This is a genomic window from Streptomyces sp. NPDC045778, from assembly GCF_056431945.1.
Map to the genome: position 1 here is coordinate 200,112 of NZ_JBWKJZ010000013.1, position 14,515 is coordinate 214,626.

Here is a 14,515-nt window from a genome sequence, read left to right on the forward strand (position 1 = left end):
GGCACGGCCACGCGCGCCGCAGGAGGGCCCGCGTGATCGTCAACCTCGCCAAATTCAACGGCGCCCTGCCCTACGCCTCCGAGCTGTACGGCGTCTACCAGCCCCTCCTCGGCTGGCGCTCCACACGTGCCGCCGACCGCTTCGGCGCCAAGGGAGCCGCCGTGCAGCGCTCCCTGGCCGCCGCGCTCACCGAGAAGATGCGGCCCTCCTACTCCCTTCCGTCCGGCGGCGCGTCGGCGGACGAGGCCCTGGTGACCATCGAGCCGGGCCAGCCGGGGCCCACCGTCGTCTCCGCCCCGCCGCCCGTGCTCGACACCGTCGTCTCCCGCGAACTGATCGCCCGGCTGCGGCAGGAGGACCTCACCGACCCGGCCGTCTGGGACCGCCTCGTGGGCCCCGAAGGCCTCGCCGAACTCCTCCGCCTCGCCGCGTCGAAGATCTCCCAGGGCGGCCCCATCTCCCGCACGGCCGACACCGGCACCGCTGCCGCGGGCACCGCCGCCCAGGCCGCCCGCGAGTCCCAGATCGCGGGCACCCTCAAGCAGCTCCAGGCCACCGGCCGCTACGACGTACTGCACGCCATGTACGCCGCCGGGGGCCGCCAGGTCGACGTGTCCGCCATCGACGCCCTCACCCGGCTCCTGCGCGGCGCGGTGTCCGATCAGCGGGCCGCGGCCGCGCCGGGCCCCGCCGACGCCTCCCTCTCGCCCCTGGGCGTCGTGCACCTCTTCCGCCAGTACTTCTTCGAGTTCGACTCGTTCCTCGGCCCGCCCGTGCAGCACATCTGGCTCAGCCCCGGCGCCAGCGTCGAGCTGATCGAGACCAGTACCCGGCGCACCCTCACCGAGCGCACCACCGAGTCCACCACCGAGACCACCGACCGCACCGAGCGGGAGAACACCGTCGCGGACGAACTCTCGGCCTCCGTACGCGACGAGAACGAGAGCAGCAGCAAGTTCGGCGTCAGCCTCGCCGCGAACACCAGCGGCAGCATCGGCGTGTTCAACACGGAGGCGGCCGCCTCCACGAGCTACGAGTCCGAGAACACCCGCAAGGCCGCCAAGGAGAAGACCCACAAGCAGCTCCGCCAGCAGACCGTCAAGCTCGCCACCGAGATCAAGCGAAGCTTCAAGTCGACGTTCAAGACCGTCGTGGAGACCACGGACACCTCCAGCAAGCGCTACCTGCTCCAGAACACCACCGACGAGCTGGTGAACTACGAACTGCGCCGCAAGATGCGCCAGGTCGGCGTGCAGGTCCAGGACATCGGCACCCAGATGTGCTGGCAGACCTACGTCGACCGGCCCGGCGACCAGCTCGGCACCGCCAAGCTCGTCCACATCGCCCAGCCCCCCGAGGCCCAGGTCCAGCCCGCCCAGCTGATCCCCGTGCCGGAGGAGTACGAGGAGACCGTCGAGGGCTCCTGGAAGGGCCCCGACGACGACGAGTTCGACACCCGCCTGGCCGACCGGACGCTGTACCCCAAGCACGGCTACACCTACCAGCGTCACGGCGAAGTGCAGTGGATGAACAACAACACCGCCGCCCTCGAGATCAAGGAGACTGCCAAGGACAGCAACGTCCTCGCGCTGCGGATCGTCGGCCACAGCGAGGACGAGGACGTCTTCACCTACCGCTTCACTGTCACCTACGCCCCCTCCGCGGCGTACCGCAAGGAGATCGAGGACCAGAACAAGGAACGCCTGAAGCAGGTCGACCAGGAGAAGGAACGCCTCGCCAAGGAAGCCTTCTACAAGGCCGCCCAGGAACGCGTGAAGATCGCGTCCGGGATCGCCCCGCGCGCCTTCGCCGACCTGCGCGAGGAGGAGCGCATCGTCGTCTACCGCGACCTGGTGCGGCAGCTGTTCACCGGCGCCGGGCTCTCCGCCACCGTCGGCAACCAGGCACACCACGTCATGGCGGAACTCGTACAGAGCCTCTTCGACGTCGAGAAGATGCTGTACTTCGTGGCTCCCGAGTGGTGGGTGCCCCAGAAGGTGGCGGGCAAGCAGAACATCGGCATCGGCCAGGCCGCCACGGGAGAGTTCGAGAAGAGCACCGTCGTCGACTGGGGCGACGGCGTCCGCGACCCGGCCGACTACTACATCACCGCCGACTCCGCCCCCGCCCGCCTGGGCAGCTCCCTGGGCTGGCTGCTCCAGCTCGACGGCGACAACCTGCGCAACGCTTTCCTCAACGCCCCCTGGGTCAAGGCCATCGTGCCCATCCGGCAGGGCCGGGAGTTCGAGGCCCTGGACTGGCTGACCAACGCGGGCGTGGAAGGCACCGACGGCCTCGACAGCCTGTACGCGGAGTCCGTCGACGGCGAGCGCTCCCGCATGCTGGGCGTACTCAAGCAGTACGTGTGGAAGGACCCGAACCTCGCCGCCCGCTACCGCACCCTCCCCGCGGACCGGCTCACCGTCCACGACGCCGTCCGCTACCTGGCGGTCGTCATCTCGGCCGAGTGGCAGAAGTCGCGGCAGAAGGTCAGCGACCGGCTGCCGGACGGCACCCCCGTCAACTACCTGCCCACCGACAAGGTGTACGAGCGCGGCTTCGACCCGCTGGAGAAGGGCTTCGAAGTCGGCGGCGCCGAGCCGTTCAAGGTCTTCGACACCTGGATCGAGGTCCTCCCCACCGACCAGATCGTGGCGTCCGAGGTGCGCTACGACCCCAAGACCGGGATGCAGATCTGACATGCCGCACACGACCACCCGCGCCGCCGGGACCACCCGCGCCGCCAGGGCCACCCGCGCCGTCGGGACCGCCCGAGCCGCCAGGACCGCCCAGGCGGCCGGGCCCGGCAGGCTCACGGTCCACTGGCGGCAACCGGGCGAGAAGCGGCACTTCTTGCTGCATCGCCGCTCCTTCGGCGGCTCCGCCGACGGCTCGGTGGAGCTGGACCTCACCGCCCTCACCGCGGAGGAACGGGCCCGCTGGAGCGAGACAGGCACCGGCCGCCCCTGCCCGCCCACCGCGGCGTCGGACACCGCCGTCACCTTCTCCGTACCCGCGGACGCCGACGCCGTCCGGCTCACCTTCACCGTGCTCCTGCGCGTCGACGGCAAAGAGGCGGAGACCCTCACCGTGCGCCAGTGCCTCACCTTCACCGGCCTCGAACGCCGCCTGGCGCCCGACGCCTACGAAGTGCCGGGCTACCGCCTGACCACCCACCTGCGCGGCGGCGGCGACGAGGTCGACCAGACCGTGCCGGAGTGGACATCGGACGCCCCAGCGCGCCGCTTCCTGGGCCGCCACCCGCTGCTCACCATCACCCGTGACGGCGCGCTCAGCGTCGCCACGGACTTCCTTGACATCACCAACCTGTGGTGGGCCCTGCACGTCAAGCCCTGCCCCCGCGGCGTCGAGAAGGACTTCAACCCCTGGTACCTGGAACCGCACTGCAACAACCGCCCGCACCGCCTGCGGATCCTGCTCAACACCCGGGTCGAGCCGATGCTGTGGTTCGCCACCCTGCCCAGGGCCGCCGACGACGGCCCTGGCCTGCCCGAGAACACCAGCGTCGGCGCGTACGTCTTCTACCGGCCGGTCGGCAGCTCCTACCCGTACTCCTCGACCAGCCTGAGCGGGCTTACGACATCCCGGCACGCCACGCAGGGGATGCGCAACCTGTGCCGCTACCTCCTGAGCGGGCACGACCACACCAGCGCCAAGGACATCGCCCATGTGCCCGACTGGGACAGGCTCCTTGACCACAGCCCGCAGGCGGCCAAGCCCCTGGAGGGCCGCCGCTCCCTGCCGTGCGGGATGGAGCACGCCCTCGACCGCACCGCCCCCGCCCTCCTGAGGGAAGCCCGCGAGCTGCGCGTCCTGCTCCTTCCGACCGCCAGCGCCGGCGGCTACGGCGCCATCACCGGGCCCCGCCACTACGAAAGGCTCACCGCGGCGATCCGTCTCCTGTGGACCCGGGGCGCCTTCGGAGGCGCAGGGCAGCAACTCCTGGCCGCACGGGACCTGACCCTGCCCGTCCCTCCGCAGCCGGGCCTGGCCGCACCGCCCGCCGGCACCCTCCGCATCGCCGAGGACGCGTGGGTGGGCGCGTACAGCGGGGGCGGGTACGCCCTGTGGAACGTCTTGAGCGACCCCGGCAACCGCGAGCGGACCAGCCGGGTGCTGGCCTTCGACACCAGCGGGTTCGCCGGCACCGGCACGGCCCGGCTGCTGCACACCGCACGGGCCCGCGGTTCCCGCCTCCAGGTCCACCTGGTGTGGACCCCCGCCGACATGCGCAGGCCCACCGCCCAGTTCCTCGGCAAGCTGCGCGCGACCGGAGCCGACGTCCACGTCCTGCCGACGAAAGCGGCGTATTACCGCAGCCCGCCCAACCCCGACAACCCGTGGGCGGAGTACGTCTTCGCCGACGCCGAGCCCTGGGAGGCGGCGAAGTTCGAGCCCCCGGTGGAACTGCTGAACTGGTGGCACCAGTTCGCCGTCTTCGCGGGGGAGGAGTTCCGCACGTCCCCGCGCCACATCGCATCGACGAGCTTCATGGCGGCGACGATGGGGCCGTGAAGGGGCCGGTGGCGGGTGCGCGGCGGACCCGGCCGCCGGCCAGGCCAGGTCCGGCGACCTGACCGGCCGCTTTGATGGTGTCGCGGCGGGCTTCAGAACTCCCGGCCCGCCCGCCGGATGATTTCCTGCGCCGCGTGGACGAGGTCGGCGTTCGTCCCGGCCGGTGTGCCGTCGGGCAGTAGGAGCACGTCCTCCAGGCCGATCCGTGTGTCCAGTCGGCGGGCCGCGGCCAGCCGGAGGACGGGCCAGGCGGCGGTGTCCTCGCCGTGCAGCAGGATCGGCGAGGCCGTGGCCGGTCGGAGTTCCTCCAGCAGTTCGGCTGCGGCACGGACGGCGGCCCGCGGGTCGGCCTCGGTGATCTCGACCAGGACGCGCAGGGTGCGGTGGGACTGCGACCAGCCGAGGAACCGCTGTGCGGCGGGGGTCCCGGAGTAGAGACCCGCTTCGATACCGACACCCCGGTCCAGCAGGGCGGTGGCGACGTCGGCGGCGCCGTCCTCGTGCCAGTTCACGGAGGCGTGATCAGGCAGCACGGTCCAGGACCGGATCTGAGCGGCACGCGTCCCGGGGTCCGGCGTGGCCCAGGCACCGGTGGTCACCCCGACCGGGGTGCCGGGTACGGCGGCCCGCACGGCCGTGACGGCCGCGGCGACGGTGGCGGGGTCCAGCGTGTCCTCGCCCTCGCGGTCCTTGGGGTGGAGATGGATGTCCCGCGCGCCGACGGCGACGGCCGCGCGGGCTGCCGCCGCCAACTGGCGCGGGGTCACGGGCAGGTGAGCGCATTCGGCACGGCTCCTGGCGCCGTTCAGACAGACTTGCAGCATGGTGTGAGCTTTCCAGGGGGGTCTGACAGATGGGGCCCGTGGCGTGTGCCCGGCGCTCTAGTGGAGGACGCGCAGGTTCCCGCGTAACCCCCAAGAGGGGTGAAGGGGCCGGTTAGCAGGTCAGAGCCATGCCGAGTCCTCGATTCTCGATCTCCAGGAATTTGCGAGTAACTGGAAGAAGCTCGCATGAACTCCAGTACTCTCGATGTTTCTGTCAGATTTCGAAGGTCGCACCCTCACCCTCGTGCCGCCGCTCACAGCCGTGAGCGAGGACTCAGGTCCGATCGAGACCGGCTTGGCTGATGTCGTCACCCTTCAGCGACGCCAGCAAGCGCGGATGTCAGCCCAGGACGAGGAGAGCTTTTTCGTCGATGCGCTCACGGAGTATCAGCGGGCCCGGGACGCGGCGGGGCTGGCCCCTTCATCGATCGACAAGCTGATCAAACCGGTCATCGAGGTCTGCGACTTCTACGGCACTGTTCCCTGGCACCTGACCCCGCGCGAGGTCGACAGGTACTTCGCTGGCCCGGGCAAGCGCGCTCGCCACACCAATCGGCAGAAGCTCAACCACATCGATGCGTTCTTCGCGTTCCTCGAGCAGCGCTACGCGCACGAGATCATGATGCGGTTCGGGGCAGCGGTGGAGTCGCCGGTCGACCCGTTCAACAGGCCTGTGCACCGTGGTGATTTCGGGCTTCGGATCCCACCGTCGCAAACAGCGATGAAGGAGTTCTTCGCTCGCTGGCGGGAGCATCTGCCTCACTCCAGGAAGTTCGCGGTGGCCTGCCGCGACTACGTCATGTCCAAGGTCGGGTACATCTCCGGGGTCCGGGCTGCGGAACTGTGCCCGGTGACGATGGGCGACATCCACTGGGAGCATGGGCAGTGGGGCCGGTTCGTCGTCCAGGGCAAGGGCGCTCGGGGCTCGGGGCCAAGACCCCGCGAGGCCTACATGTTCCGCGAGGGCCGTGAGCTGCTGTGGTGGTCCATCGAAGAGGTTCGAGCGGAGTTCGGCGACGACGTCGAGCATCCCTCGGCACCGTTGTGGCCGTCCGAGCGGAAGCCGAAGGCGGTGTCGGCGCTCAATCTGCCGATCGCGCCCGCGATCACGCCGTCGACGTTCCGCCGGCAGCTGCACGCCGCGGCCGCGAACTTCCTGACCGGGCCCGTCACCGACCCGTACCCGCACCTCCTGCGGCACGCCTGTGCGACCCACAACTACGAGCGTGGCATGACGCTGTGGGAAGCCCAGCGCGTCCTCGGTCACGAGTGGGCCACCACGACTCTTCGGTACATGGCGACCGCCCAAGCCGACCCCGAGCATGCGAATGTTGCTGCGAGCTCGCGGGCGGCCCAGCGCCTGGTGATGGACAAGGGGAACCTTCGGTGAAGTGGAATCTGAGGATGGTGGCCGCCCAGCGGGACCTGTGGCGCCCCACGGAGCTGCTGGAGGCGTTCAAGACGGTCGGGTTCACGCCGTCGCTGAGCAAGGTCGCCGCGATGTGGAGCGGCACTCCGGTGACGGTCCGCCTGGACGATCTGGACAAGATCTGCGCGGTGCTGCACTGCACCGTCGGCGATCTGCTGCAGGCCGAGCCGCTGGAGTTGGCGGCCGGGGAGAGCGAGGAACTGCCCAAGGCCGTGGGCGCTGAGGAGGACGGAGGCGGCGGCCCGGTTCGTCCGAAGCCGCGCCGGCAGAGCGGGCCGCGCTCGCTGCCGCCCAACTGACCCGTGGGGAAGCGATCTACTCCTGCACAGTGCCCGGAGTACAGGGGCTGGGGCATGCTCGGCTCGGCAGTGTGCTCGGGGTGCGCGGAGTGGCGCAAGAAGCACCCTGAGCAGGGCAAGTGCCGACGGTGCCGCCACACCGGCCACCTGAACTCCGATGTCCTGTGCCGGGGGTGTCTGCATGCGGTTCGGCTCGATTCCGATGTCGAGTGGGCCACCGATCCCGACGGGAGCGCTCCGCGCAGCCGTCAGCTGATGCTGCTCTACTACGGGCTGGCGCCTACCTACGCTCAGCCGCTGAAGAAGTACGGCAGGCGCACGGTCGGCGGCCGCGAGCGGCTTACCTGGGTGGAGCACATACGCGCGGCCGCGGCAGCTCCGACGCGGGACGATCCAGCGGTCCTTCCGCCGGCGGTCCCCGGGCAGCTGCCGCTGTTTCCCGTCCGCCGGATGCTGTCCATCGACATCTGCCGGCGCATCCTGCAAAGGCCGCTTGCCGGATACGCCGACGTCGTCGATCACACGGCGGCGTTCGCGGCCGAGACCGGTTTCAGCAAGCCCATGCAGCGCAAGCTGGACGAGATGTTGCGCCTGGCGCTCGCCGTGCGCGACGCTGACGGCGACGACCTCGTCGACGAGATGGTGCTCAACGACATCCCCAACTACGTCCGGTCCGTCCGCGCCATCCTCCTGCGCGCGGGGATGCTGCGGATCTGGGAGGAGCCTCCGAAGCTTCCAAGGCGAATGCAGCCGCTGCCCGCGCGGCCGCCGCGTCGCCCGCCGCGTCCGCGACGCAGGTCAACTCCGCGGTCCTGCGAACACTGCGGCTGCTGGTTCTCGGCCCAGCCCCTGGTCGTCTGCATGCCCTGCGCCGCGTTCGCCCGCCTGGAGCGGACGACACTCAAGACGACCACGGGCCGGTGCGAACGGTGCAGCCGTGCCGGCCTGCCACTGGCCGACGGACACTGCCGCAGGTGTCGCGTGACGACCCACGGCCACGGGGCCGAACCCCAGTCGTCGACGCAGCTCTGGCTCGGCCCACCGCTCCACGTACGTGGGCACGGACGACGGCGTACGGACGATGACCGGCCTGCTTGCGCACCCCCCGTTTCCGAGAACCTGGTCGTTCCCGGCCAGCAGACGCTGTTCGAGATGCGACGGGACTGGCGGGCGGTCGCCAAGCTCGCTGTGCAGGAATTGCCAGCGCTGACCGAGTCGGCTGAGAAGCTGCTCGCTGATTTGGACAGGGAGATCACGGAGCAGAGGTGGACCGCGCCGCCGGCCACCAAGACCAGGCGCGCGTTGCGGATCCTGGTGTCCTGGCTCGGCGCCGACGCCCCGGTGCTGGAGTCTGACATCCAGGCCCTGGTGGAGACCAGGTCCAAGGTGGTCAGCGGGCGGCGCGTCACGCAGTTCCTCGAAGCCCGAGGACTGCTGACGCCGGATCCGGAGTTCCGGCGCGACACGTACCAGATGAGGCTGGAAGAGGAGCTCGCCGCTCTGCCCGAGCCGATCGCGCAGGAGCTGAGAGCCTGGGTCAAGGTCTCGCTGCCCATACCGCCATGCGGTACATCACCGCGGCCCACCCGGAGCGCACCGCGAAGCTCCCTCGGTGACCTTGAACGGCTGGGCTCAGGCCGAGGTGGAAGCCGTGAACAGAGATCCCGGCCGCTGACCGGGGCCCGTGCTGTGAGTGTGATGGCTGATGGGGTGCTGAGCCGTCTCACCGCTAGCGGCGGCTCCGGTTTCGGTTCCGGCCAGATGCCCGCCCTTGTCGGCGGGCTGGTCGCGGGTGGTTCACTCCCTGTGTTCTTGACCGGGGGATGCCCGCACGGGACCGGCTCCCAGCGGCACGTTCTCCGCACGGGCCAGTAGTCCGGAGATGGCCACTTCCACGGACTGTCGCACGAGATCAGTGAAGTCCGCTTGCAGTGACGCGAGCGCCGGACTGGAGGCGAACGCGGCCAGCAGCGCATCGGGAGGGCTGCTGTAGGGCCAGGCTGCGCTGATCGCCAGAATGCCCAAGCCCACGAGCCGGAACACGTCCTGGTCGCCGAGCTCCGGCAGGTACCGCAGGAACAAGTACGCAAGGGCCTGATAGGTGCGCAGGCTGGCGTTCTTGTGCTCGATGGCCACCTGGACGGAGACGTTGTGCTCGAGTACGGCTGCCTGGGCACTGATCAGGTCGCACAGTACCGGCCGGTGGGCCAGGGACTCGGCCAGCACCCTGGCCAACCGGTCGCCGCGCTCGCGCGGCGTTCCCCCGACGGGCGTGAGCGCGTCCTCCAGCTCGGCGAGCCAGTCCTGCAGCTCGGCGTCCAGCAGCTGCAGCAGGATCGCCTCCCGCGATTCGAAGTACCGCAGCACGTTCGCCTTCGCCAGGCCCACGCGCCGGCTCAGCTCGTTCAGGCTCAGCTGCGCGACCGGCATCTCCGTCAGCATCCCTGCCGTGGTCTCAAGGATGTGCCGCCGCCTCTGCTCACGCTGTTCGTCGTTACGAGCACGTTGAAAGTCCACTCGAGCATCGTACATACCGCCGGTCTGTTGTTAAGTGACCGGCGGTCCGTTATGGTGGAGCCAGGAAAGATACCGGCAGTACCTTAAGAGGGTGGGATGCCCGCCGGTGGCTCTCCTTCGCCCTCCTCATCCCAACTCCCGCCCTATGGGCACCCGACGAAAGAACCGACATGTACGAGTACGAGTACTTCTTCATCGACGGCCAGTGGCAGAAGCCGGCCAGCGCATCGATGGCCGACGTGGTTTCTCCCTCCACCCAGGAGGTAGTCGGCCGGGCGCCGCTGGGCGTCGCCGATGACATCGACCTGGCCGTCGGCGCCGCGCGCCGCGCGTTCGACGAGGGCCCGTGGCCGCGGATGTCGCCGAGCGAGCGCGGGGTGATTCTGCGCAGGCTGGCGGAGAACCTGACGGCGGCCGGGGAGAAGATCGCCGACGTGATGACCGACGAGGTCGGCACCACGCGCGCCAACAACCTGTGGATCGGCCAGGCCGGCGCCGGCCTGCTCCACTACTACGTCGACATGGCCGAGACCGACGGCGTGGAGGAGGTGCGGACCGGCCTGACCGGCACTGCGTTCACCGTGCGTCACGAGCCGGTCGGAGTCGTCGCCGCGATCGTGCCGTGGAACAGCCCGCTTTTCCTGCTCATGGCCAAGGTCGCACCCGCGCTGGCCGCCGGCTGCACGGTCGTCGCCAAGGCGCCTGAGGAGACCCCGCTGGAGTTCTACTTCCTGGCCGAAGCGGCGCAAGCTGCCGGCCTCCCGGCCGGCGTGCTCAACATCGTCGCCGCGGACCGCAAGGTCAGCGAGTACCTGGTACGCCACTCCGGCATCGACAAGGTGTCCTTCACCGGCAGCACCGTCGCCGGCCGTACGATCGGCTCGATCACCGGCAACGACCTCAAGCGAGTGAGCCTGGAGCTGGGCGGAAAATCCGCGGCCGTCGTCCTGGACGACGCCGACCTGGACACGGTCGTCCAGTACGCCCTGGCCGGCGGCATCGTGCCCAACAACGGCCAGGCGTGCATGGCGCTCACCCGCATCCTGCTGCCGCGCGCCCGCTACGACGAGTTCGCCCAGGCCATCACCGCCGCCGTCAAGGCGCTCAAGGTCGGCGACCCGTGGGATGAGGACACCCAGATCGGTCCGCTGATCTCCCAGCGGCAGCGGGACCGCGTCGAGGGCTACATCGCGTCCGGTCTGGCCGAGGGCGCGCACGTCACCACCGGCGGCGGCCGGCCCAAGGGGATCACGCGCGGCTGGTACGTGGAGCCGACCGTCTTCACCGGCGTCGACAACAGCATGAAGATCGCGCAGGAAGAGATCTTCGGTCCCGTCCTGGTACTGATCCCGCACGATGGCGACGACGACGCCGTCCGCCTCGCCAACGACTCGGCCTACGGCCTGGGCGGAGCGGTCTTCAGCGAAGACGCGGACCGCGCCTTCAAGGTCGCCCGGGCGGTGCGCACCGGCACGATGGGCGTCAACGGCTACATGCCGGACTTCGGTGCGCCGGGCGGCGGCTTCAAGGCATCGGGCATCGGCCGGGAGATGGGCGCAGAGGGCTTCGGGGCCTACCGCGAGACCAAGACCGTCTTCGGCGTCGACCCTCAGCGCGCCTGAGGCCACGGGCCGCCGGCCTGGAGCCAGGCCAGCGACCCGTGTGCCGGCATGCCGCACCTACAGCCCACCACTTGGTGCTGCCCCCCGTCAGGGCTGTCCGGGGGCACACCGGGTGTGGCCGACCGAGTAAGCGCTGCGCACGGGTGAACGCCGCCACAAGCTCAAGCGATCCGCCGGAGCCGACGCCCTCATTCGTCGAAACGCCCCCGTTTCCCCCCGTCGCGCCATGCACACCGTCAGTCACATGAACCTCATCGGTCACCGACATCGGAGGAACCACCATGGGTGATCAGATGTCCCTCGACACCTACCGCTTCCTGGGCCGCTCCGGCCTCAGGGTCTCCCCGCTCGCTCTGGGAACCATGACGTTCGGCAGGGAATGGGGCTTCGGCTCCGAGACCGACGAGGCGCGCCGCATCCTGGACACCTACCTGGAGCGGGGCGGCAACTTCACCGACACCGCCAACACCTACACCGAGGGAAGTGCCGAGCGGCTGCTCGGTCAGTTCCTCGGCGAGCGCCGGGGGAGCAGGTGGTGCTGGCCACCAAGTACGCCAATTCCACCCGCGACGGTGACCCCAACGCCGGTGGGAACCACCGCAAGAGCATGGTCCGCTCGGTGGAAGCCAGCCTGCGCCGGCTGAACACCGACTACATCGACCTGCCTACCTGCACGTCTGGGACGGCACCACACCGGTGGAAGAAGTGCTGCGCGCCATGGACGACCTGGTGTGCTCCGGCAAGGTGCTCTACACCGGACTGTCGAACACTCCGGCCTGGCAGACATCACGGATGCAGGCCGTCGCCGACCTGCGGGGCTGGGCACAGCCGGTCGCGCTGCAGATCGAGTACAGCCTGATCCAGCGCACTGGCGAGCGGGACCTGATCCCCATGGCGGCAGAACTCGGGATGGGCGTGATCCCGTGGTCGCCGCTGGCCAACGGCGTGCTGACCGGCAAGTACAGCCGCGCGGACCTGGAAGGGAACAAGGACCTCACCAGCGCCGTCGCTTCCCGGCGGACCGTGGCCGCCGGCATGGGGTCGCTGACCGAACGCGGTCTCGACATCGCCGATGCTGTGCGGCAGGTCGCTGCCGAGGCGGGGGCCACCCCCGCCCAGGTGGCGCTCGCCTGGACGCTGCGCAACCCGGCCGTCACGGCGCCGATCATCGGTGCCCGGACCCTGGCTCAGTTGGAAGACAACCTCCAGGCCCTGAACGTGGAGTTCACCGACGACCACGTGGCCACCCTGGACAAGGCCAGCGCCGTCGAACTCGGCTTCCCGCACGACTTCCTCGCCGGGCCGGGCCACGCCGTCGTCCACCGCGGAGCCGTCGTGCATCCACGAGCCCTGAGGACCACCACCTGATGACCAGCACCTGCACCCTGGCACCGTACGGGCAGTTCCTCTCCGCCACCCGGCGGGCACCGAGGAAGGTCGGTGCCGTGGCCCCCAGCTCGGCCTCCCTCGCCCAGATGCTGGCCTCCGTAGTCCCCACGACCGGCTCCCCGGTGGTGGTCGAGCTCGGCGCGGGCACCGGGCCGGTCACCCGGGCCATCCAGCACCGTCTGCCGGCCTCCGGCCGACACCTGGCCCTGGAACGGGACGCCCGACTGGCCGCCTACCTGGCCGCCGGCGGCTTTGGCGCCGAAGTCGTCCACGGCGACGCCCTCAACCTCGAGGAGCTGCTGGCCGACCGCGGCGTACGCCGCGCCGACGCCGTGGTCGGCGGCCTGCCCTGGTCCCTGTTCCCCGCCGCGCAGCAGCACGCGATCCTGCAGCAGATCGGACGGCTCCTGGACCCCGGCGGCACCTTCATCACCTTCGGTTACCTGCACGCGGCTCCCATGAACGGTGCCCGACGCTTCCACGCCACACTGCACGAGGCGTTCGACGAGGTGGGGGTGAGCAAGGTGGTGTGGGCGAACCTGCCACCAGCCCGCTGCTACACCGGCCGCAGACCGCTGTGATGACCGCCAGGCAGCCCGACCATCCGGAACGTGAAGGGCAGTGGCCCAGGCGCTGGCCCCATGCCAAGCCACGCGACCTCATCGGAGCTGCCCTGTGACGCCCTCGCCCGCCGCCGTGTGGACGGCTTCTTGAAACGCACCTTCAAGCGCCCGCCCGTCCAGAGAACCCGCAGGGAGCCTGCCATGCCCCGACGCCGCCGCCTGATCTCACCCCGGCGCTGGACTCCACCACTGCACCCGGCCGACTCCAGCGCGAAAGCGGGCCGCATCACCATCGCCCACCGTCTCGCGACCGGCGGCCACGGCCCCGAAGACGTGATCCACGACCACGAAGGGCGCCTGCTGGCCGGCCTCGCGGACGGCAGCATCATCCGCCTCGACCCCATCACCGCCGAGCGCACCGTGATCGCCAACACCGCCGGCCGCCCCCTCGGGCTCCAGCCCTGCCCAGACGGCAGCACGCTGGTATGTGACCACGACCGAGGACTGCTACGTGTAAGCGAGGACGGGACGATACAGGTCCTGGTCGACACCATCGCAGGCCGCCCGCTCCGCTTCGCCAGCAACGTGGTGCGAAGCACCGACGGAACCATCTGGTTCACCGTCTCCACCCAGCGCTGGACCCTCGAGCACTACCTGGGCGACATCGTCGAGCATTCCTGCACCGGCATGCTCGTCCGCTACGACACCGACGGCACCCTCACCGTGCTCCTGGACGATCTGAAGTTCGCCAACGGCCTCGTCCTGGCCCCCGACGCCACACACCTGCTCCTCGCCGAATCCGCCGGCTACCGGATCAGGCGCTACTGGCTGTCCGGCCCCAAGCAAGGCTCCGCCGAGCCCTGGGCCGACAACCTTCCCGGCACGCCGGACAACATGAGCCTGGGCAGCGACCACCTCGTGTGGGTGGCCATGGCCGCTCCCCGCCACGCACTGCTGGACAAGCTGCTGCCCCTGCCCGGCGTCTGGCGGCTCCTCGTGTGGAACCTGCCCGAGGCCATACGCCCCAAAGCCACCCCCCTCGCGTGGGTGATGGCCTTCGACCTCGACGGCCGCCTCGTCCACGACCTGCGCACCAGCGACGGCTCCTACGCCTTCGTCACCAGCGTCACCGAACACCACGGCACCGTGGCGGCAGGCAGCCTCCACGAGGACGACATCGTCCTGCTCACCCGCCCCAAACCTCTAAGCATTGACCGTCTCGTGTCTAGAGGCTAGGGCGGGCGAGCCGATGCCGCCGTCGACGTCGAAGGCGTGGCCGCGCTGGTGACAGGTGCGGCGGGCGGGGCGGGCTGCCGCGCGGTCGTGTCCGGCGGGG

General features: G+C 70.1%; 10 protein-coding genes and 1 pseudogene. 9 read left to right on the forward strand and 2 right to left on the reverse strand.

Annotation, left to right across the window (positions count from 1 at the left end; genetic code table 11):
* The first annotated feature begins 32 nt into the window (after positions 1 to 32).
* Positions 33 to 2,699 (forward strand): hypothetical protein, encoded by a 2,667-nt coding sequence (locus AC07GB_RS19120; RefSeq protein WP_478846847.1) that lies wholly within the window; start codon positions 33 to 35, stop codon positions 2,697 to 2,699.
* Position 2,700: 1 nt separating this feature from the next.
* Positions 2,701 to 4,536 carry a hypothetical protein gene (locus AC07GB_RS19125; RefSeq protein WP_478846849.1) on the forward strand — a complete coding sequence of 612 codons (1,836 nt, stop codon included), beginning with the start codon at positions 2,701 to 2,703 and terminating at the stop codon, positions 4,534 to 4,536.
* A 92-nt stretch (positions 4,537 to 4,628) separates the two neighbouring features.
* On the opposite strand, the gene AC07GB_RS19130 is transcribed toward AC07GB_RS19125, so the two are convergent.
* On the reverse strand, positions 4,629 to 5,360 hold the full coding sequence (locus AC07GB_RS19130) for a 3-keto-5-aminohexanoate cleavage protein (RefSeq protein WP_478846851.1): 732 nt from the start codon (positions 5,358 to 5,360) through the stop codon (positions 4,629 to 4,631).
* A 205-nt stretch (positions 5,361 to 5,565) separates the two neighbouring features.
* Between AC07GB_RS19130 and AC07GB_RS19135 the strand changes: the two genes are divergently transcribed.
* The 3 genes from AC07GB_RS19135 to AC07GB_RS19145 are packed head-to-tail and all read left to right on the forward strand — an operon-like array spanning position 5,566 to position 8,963.
* Entirely contained in the window at positions 5,566 to 6,750 is a 1,185-nt protein-coding gene (locus tag AC07GB_RS19135) for a tyrosine-type recombinase/integrase (protein WP_478846852.1), read from the forward strand.
* Positions 6,747 to 7,088 carry a helix-turn-helix domain-containing protein gene (locus tag AC07GB_RS19140; RefSeq protein ID WP_478846854.1) on the forward strand — a complete coding sequence of 114 codons (342 nt, stop codon included), beginning with the start codon at positions 6,747 to 6,749 and terminating at the stop codon, positions 7,086 to 7,088. Before AC07GB_RS19135 ends, AC07GB_RS19140 begins: the two co-directional genes overlap by 4 nt.
* A 54-nt stretch (positions 7,089 to 7,142) precedes the next feature.
* Positions 7,143 to 8,963 (forward strand): hypothetical protein, encoded by a 1,821-nt coding sequence (locus AC07GB_RS19145; protein WP_478846856.1) that lies wholly within the window; start codon positions 7,143 to 7,145, stop codon positions 8,961 to 8,963.
* On the opposite strand, the gene AC07GB_RS19150 is transcribed toward AC07GB_RS19145, so the two are convergent.
* Positions 8,886 to 9,605: a TetR/AcrR family transcriptional regulator gene (locus AC07GB_RS19150; RefSeq protein ID WP_478846858.1), complete on the reverse strand. Its 720-nt coding sequence runs from the start codon at positions 9,603 to 9,605 to the stop codon at positions 8,886 to 8,888. The genes AC07GB_RS19145 and AC07GB_RS19150 overlap by 78 nt on opposite strands.
* 170 nt (positions 9,606 to 9,775) lie before the next feature.
* On the opposite strand from AC07GB_RS19150, the gene AC07GB_RS19155 reads away from it, so the two are divergent.
* The 4 genes and pseudogenes from AC07GB_RS19155 to AC07GB_RS19170 all read left to right on the forward strand — a co-directional run bounded on the left by AC07GB_RS19155 (position 9,776) and on the right by AC07GB_RS19170 (position 14,415).
* Entirely contained in the window at positions 9,776 to 11,227 is a 1,452-nt protein-coding gene (locus tag AC07GB_RS19155; protein WP_478846860.1) for an aldehyde dehydrogenase, read from the forward strand.
* A 293-nt stretch (positions 11,228 to 11,520) separates the two neighbouring features.
* A pseudogene (locus AC07GB_RS19160) lies at positions 11,521 to 12,595 on the forward strand (aldo/keto reductase).
* On the forward strand, positions 12,595 to 13,197 hold the full coding sequence (locus AC07GB_RS19165) for a class I SAM-dependent methyltransferase (protein WP_478846862.1): 603 nt from the start codon (positions 12,595 to 12,597) through the stop codon (positions 13,195 to 13,197). Before AC07GB_RS19160 ends, AC07GB_RS19165 begins: the two are co-directional and overlap by 1 nt.
* Positions 13,198 to 13,380: 183 nt before the next feature.
* On the forward strand, positions 13,381 to 14,415 hold the full coding sequence (locus AC07GB_RS19170) for an SMP-30/gluconolactonase/LRE family protein (RefSeq protein WP_478846864.1): 1,035 nt from the start codon (positions 13,381 to 13,383) through the stop codon (positions 14,413 to 14,415).
* The last annotated feature ends 100 nt before the right edge of the window (positions 14,416 to 14,515 follow it).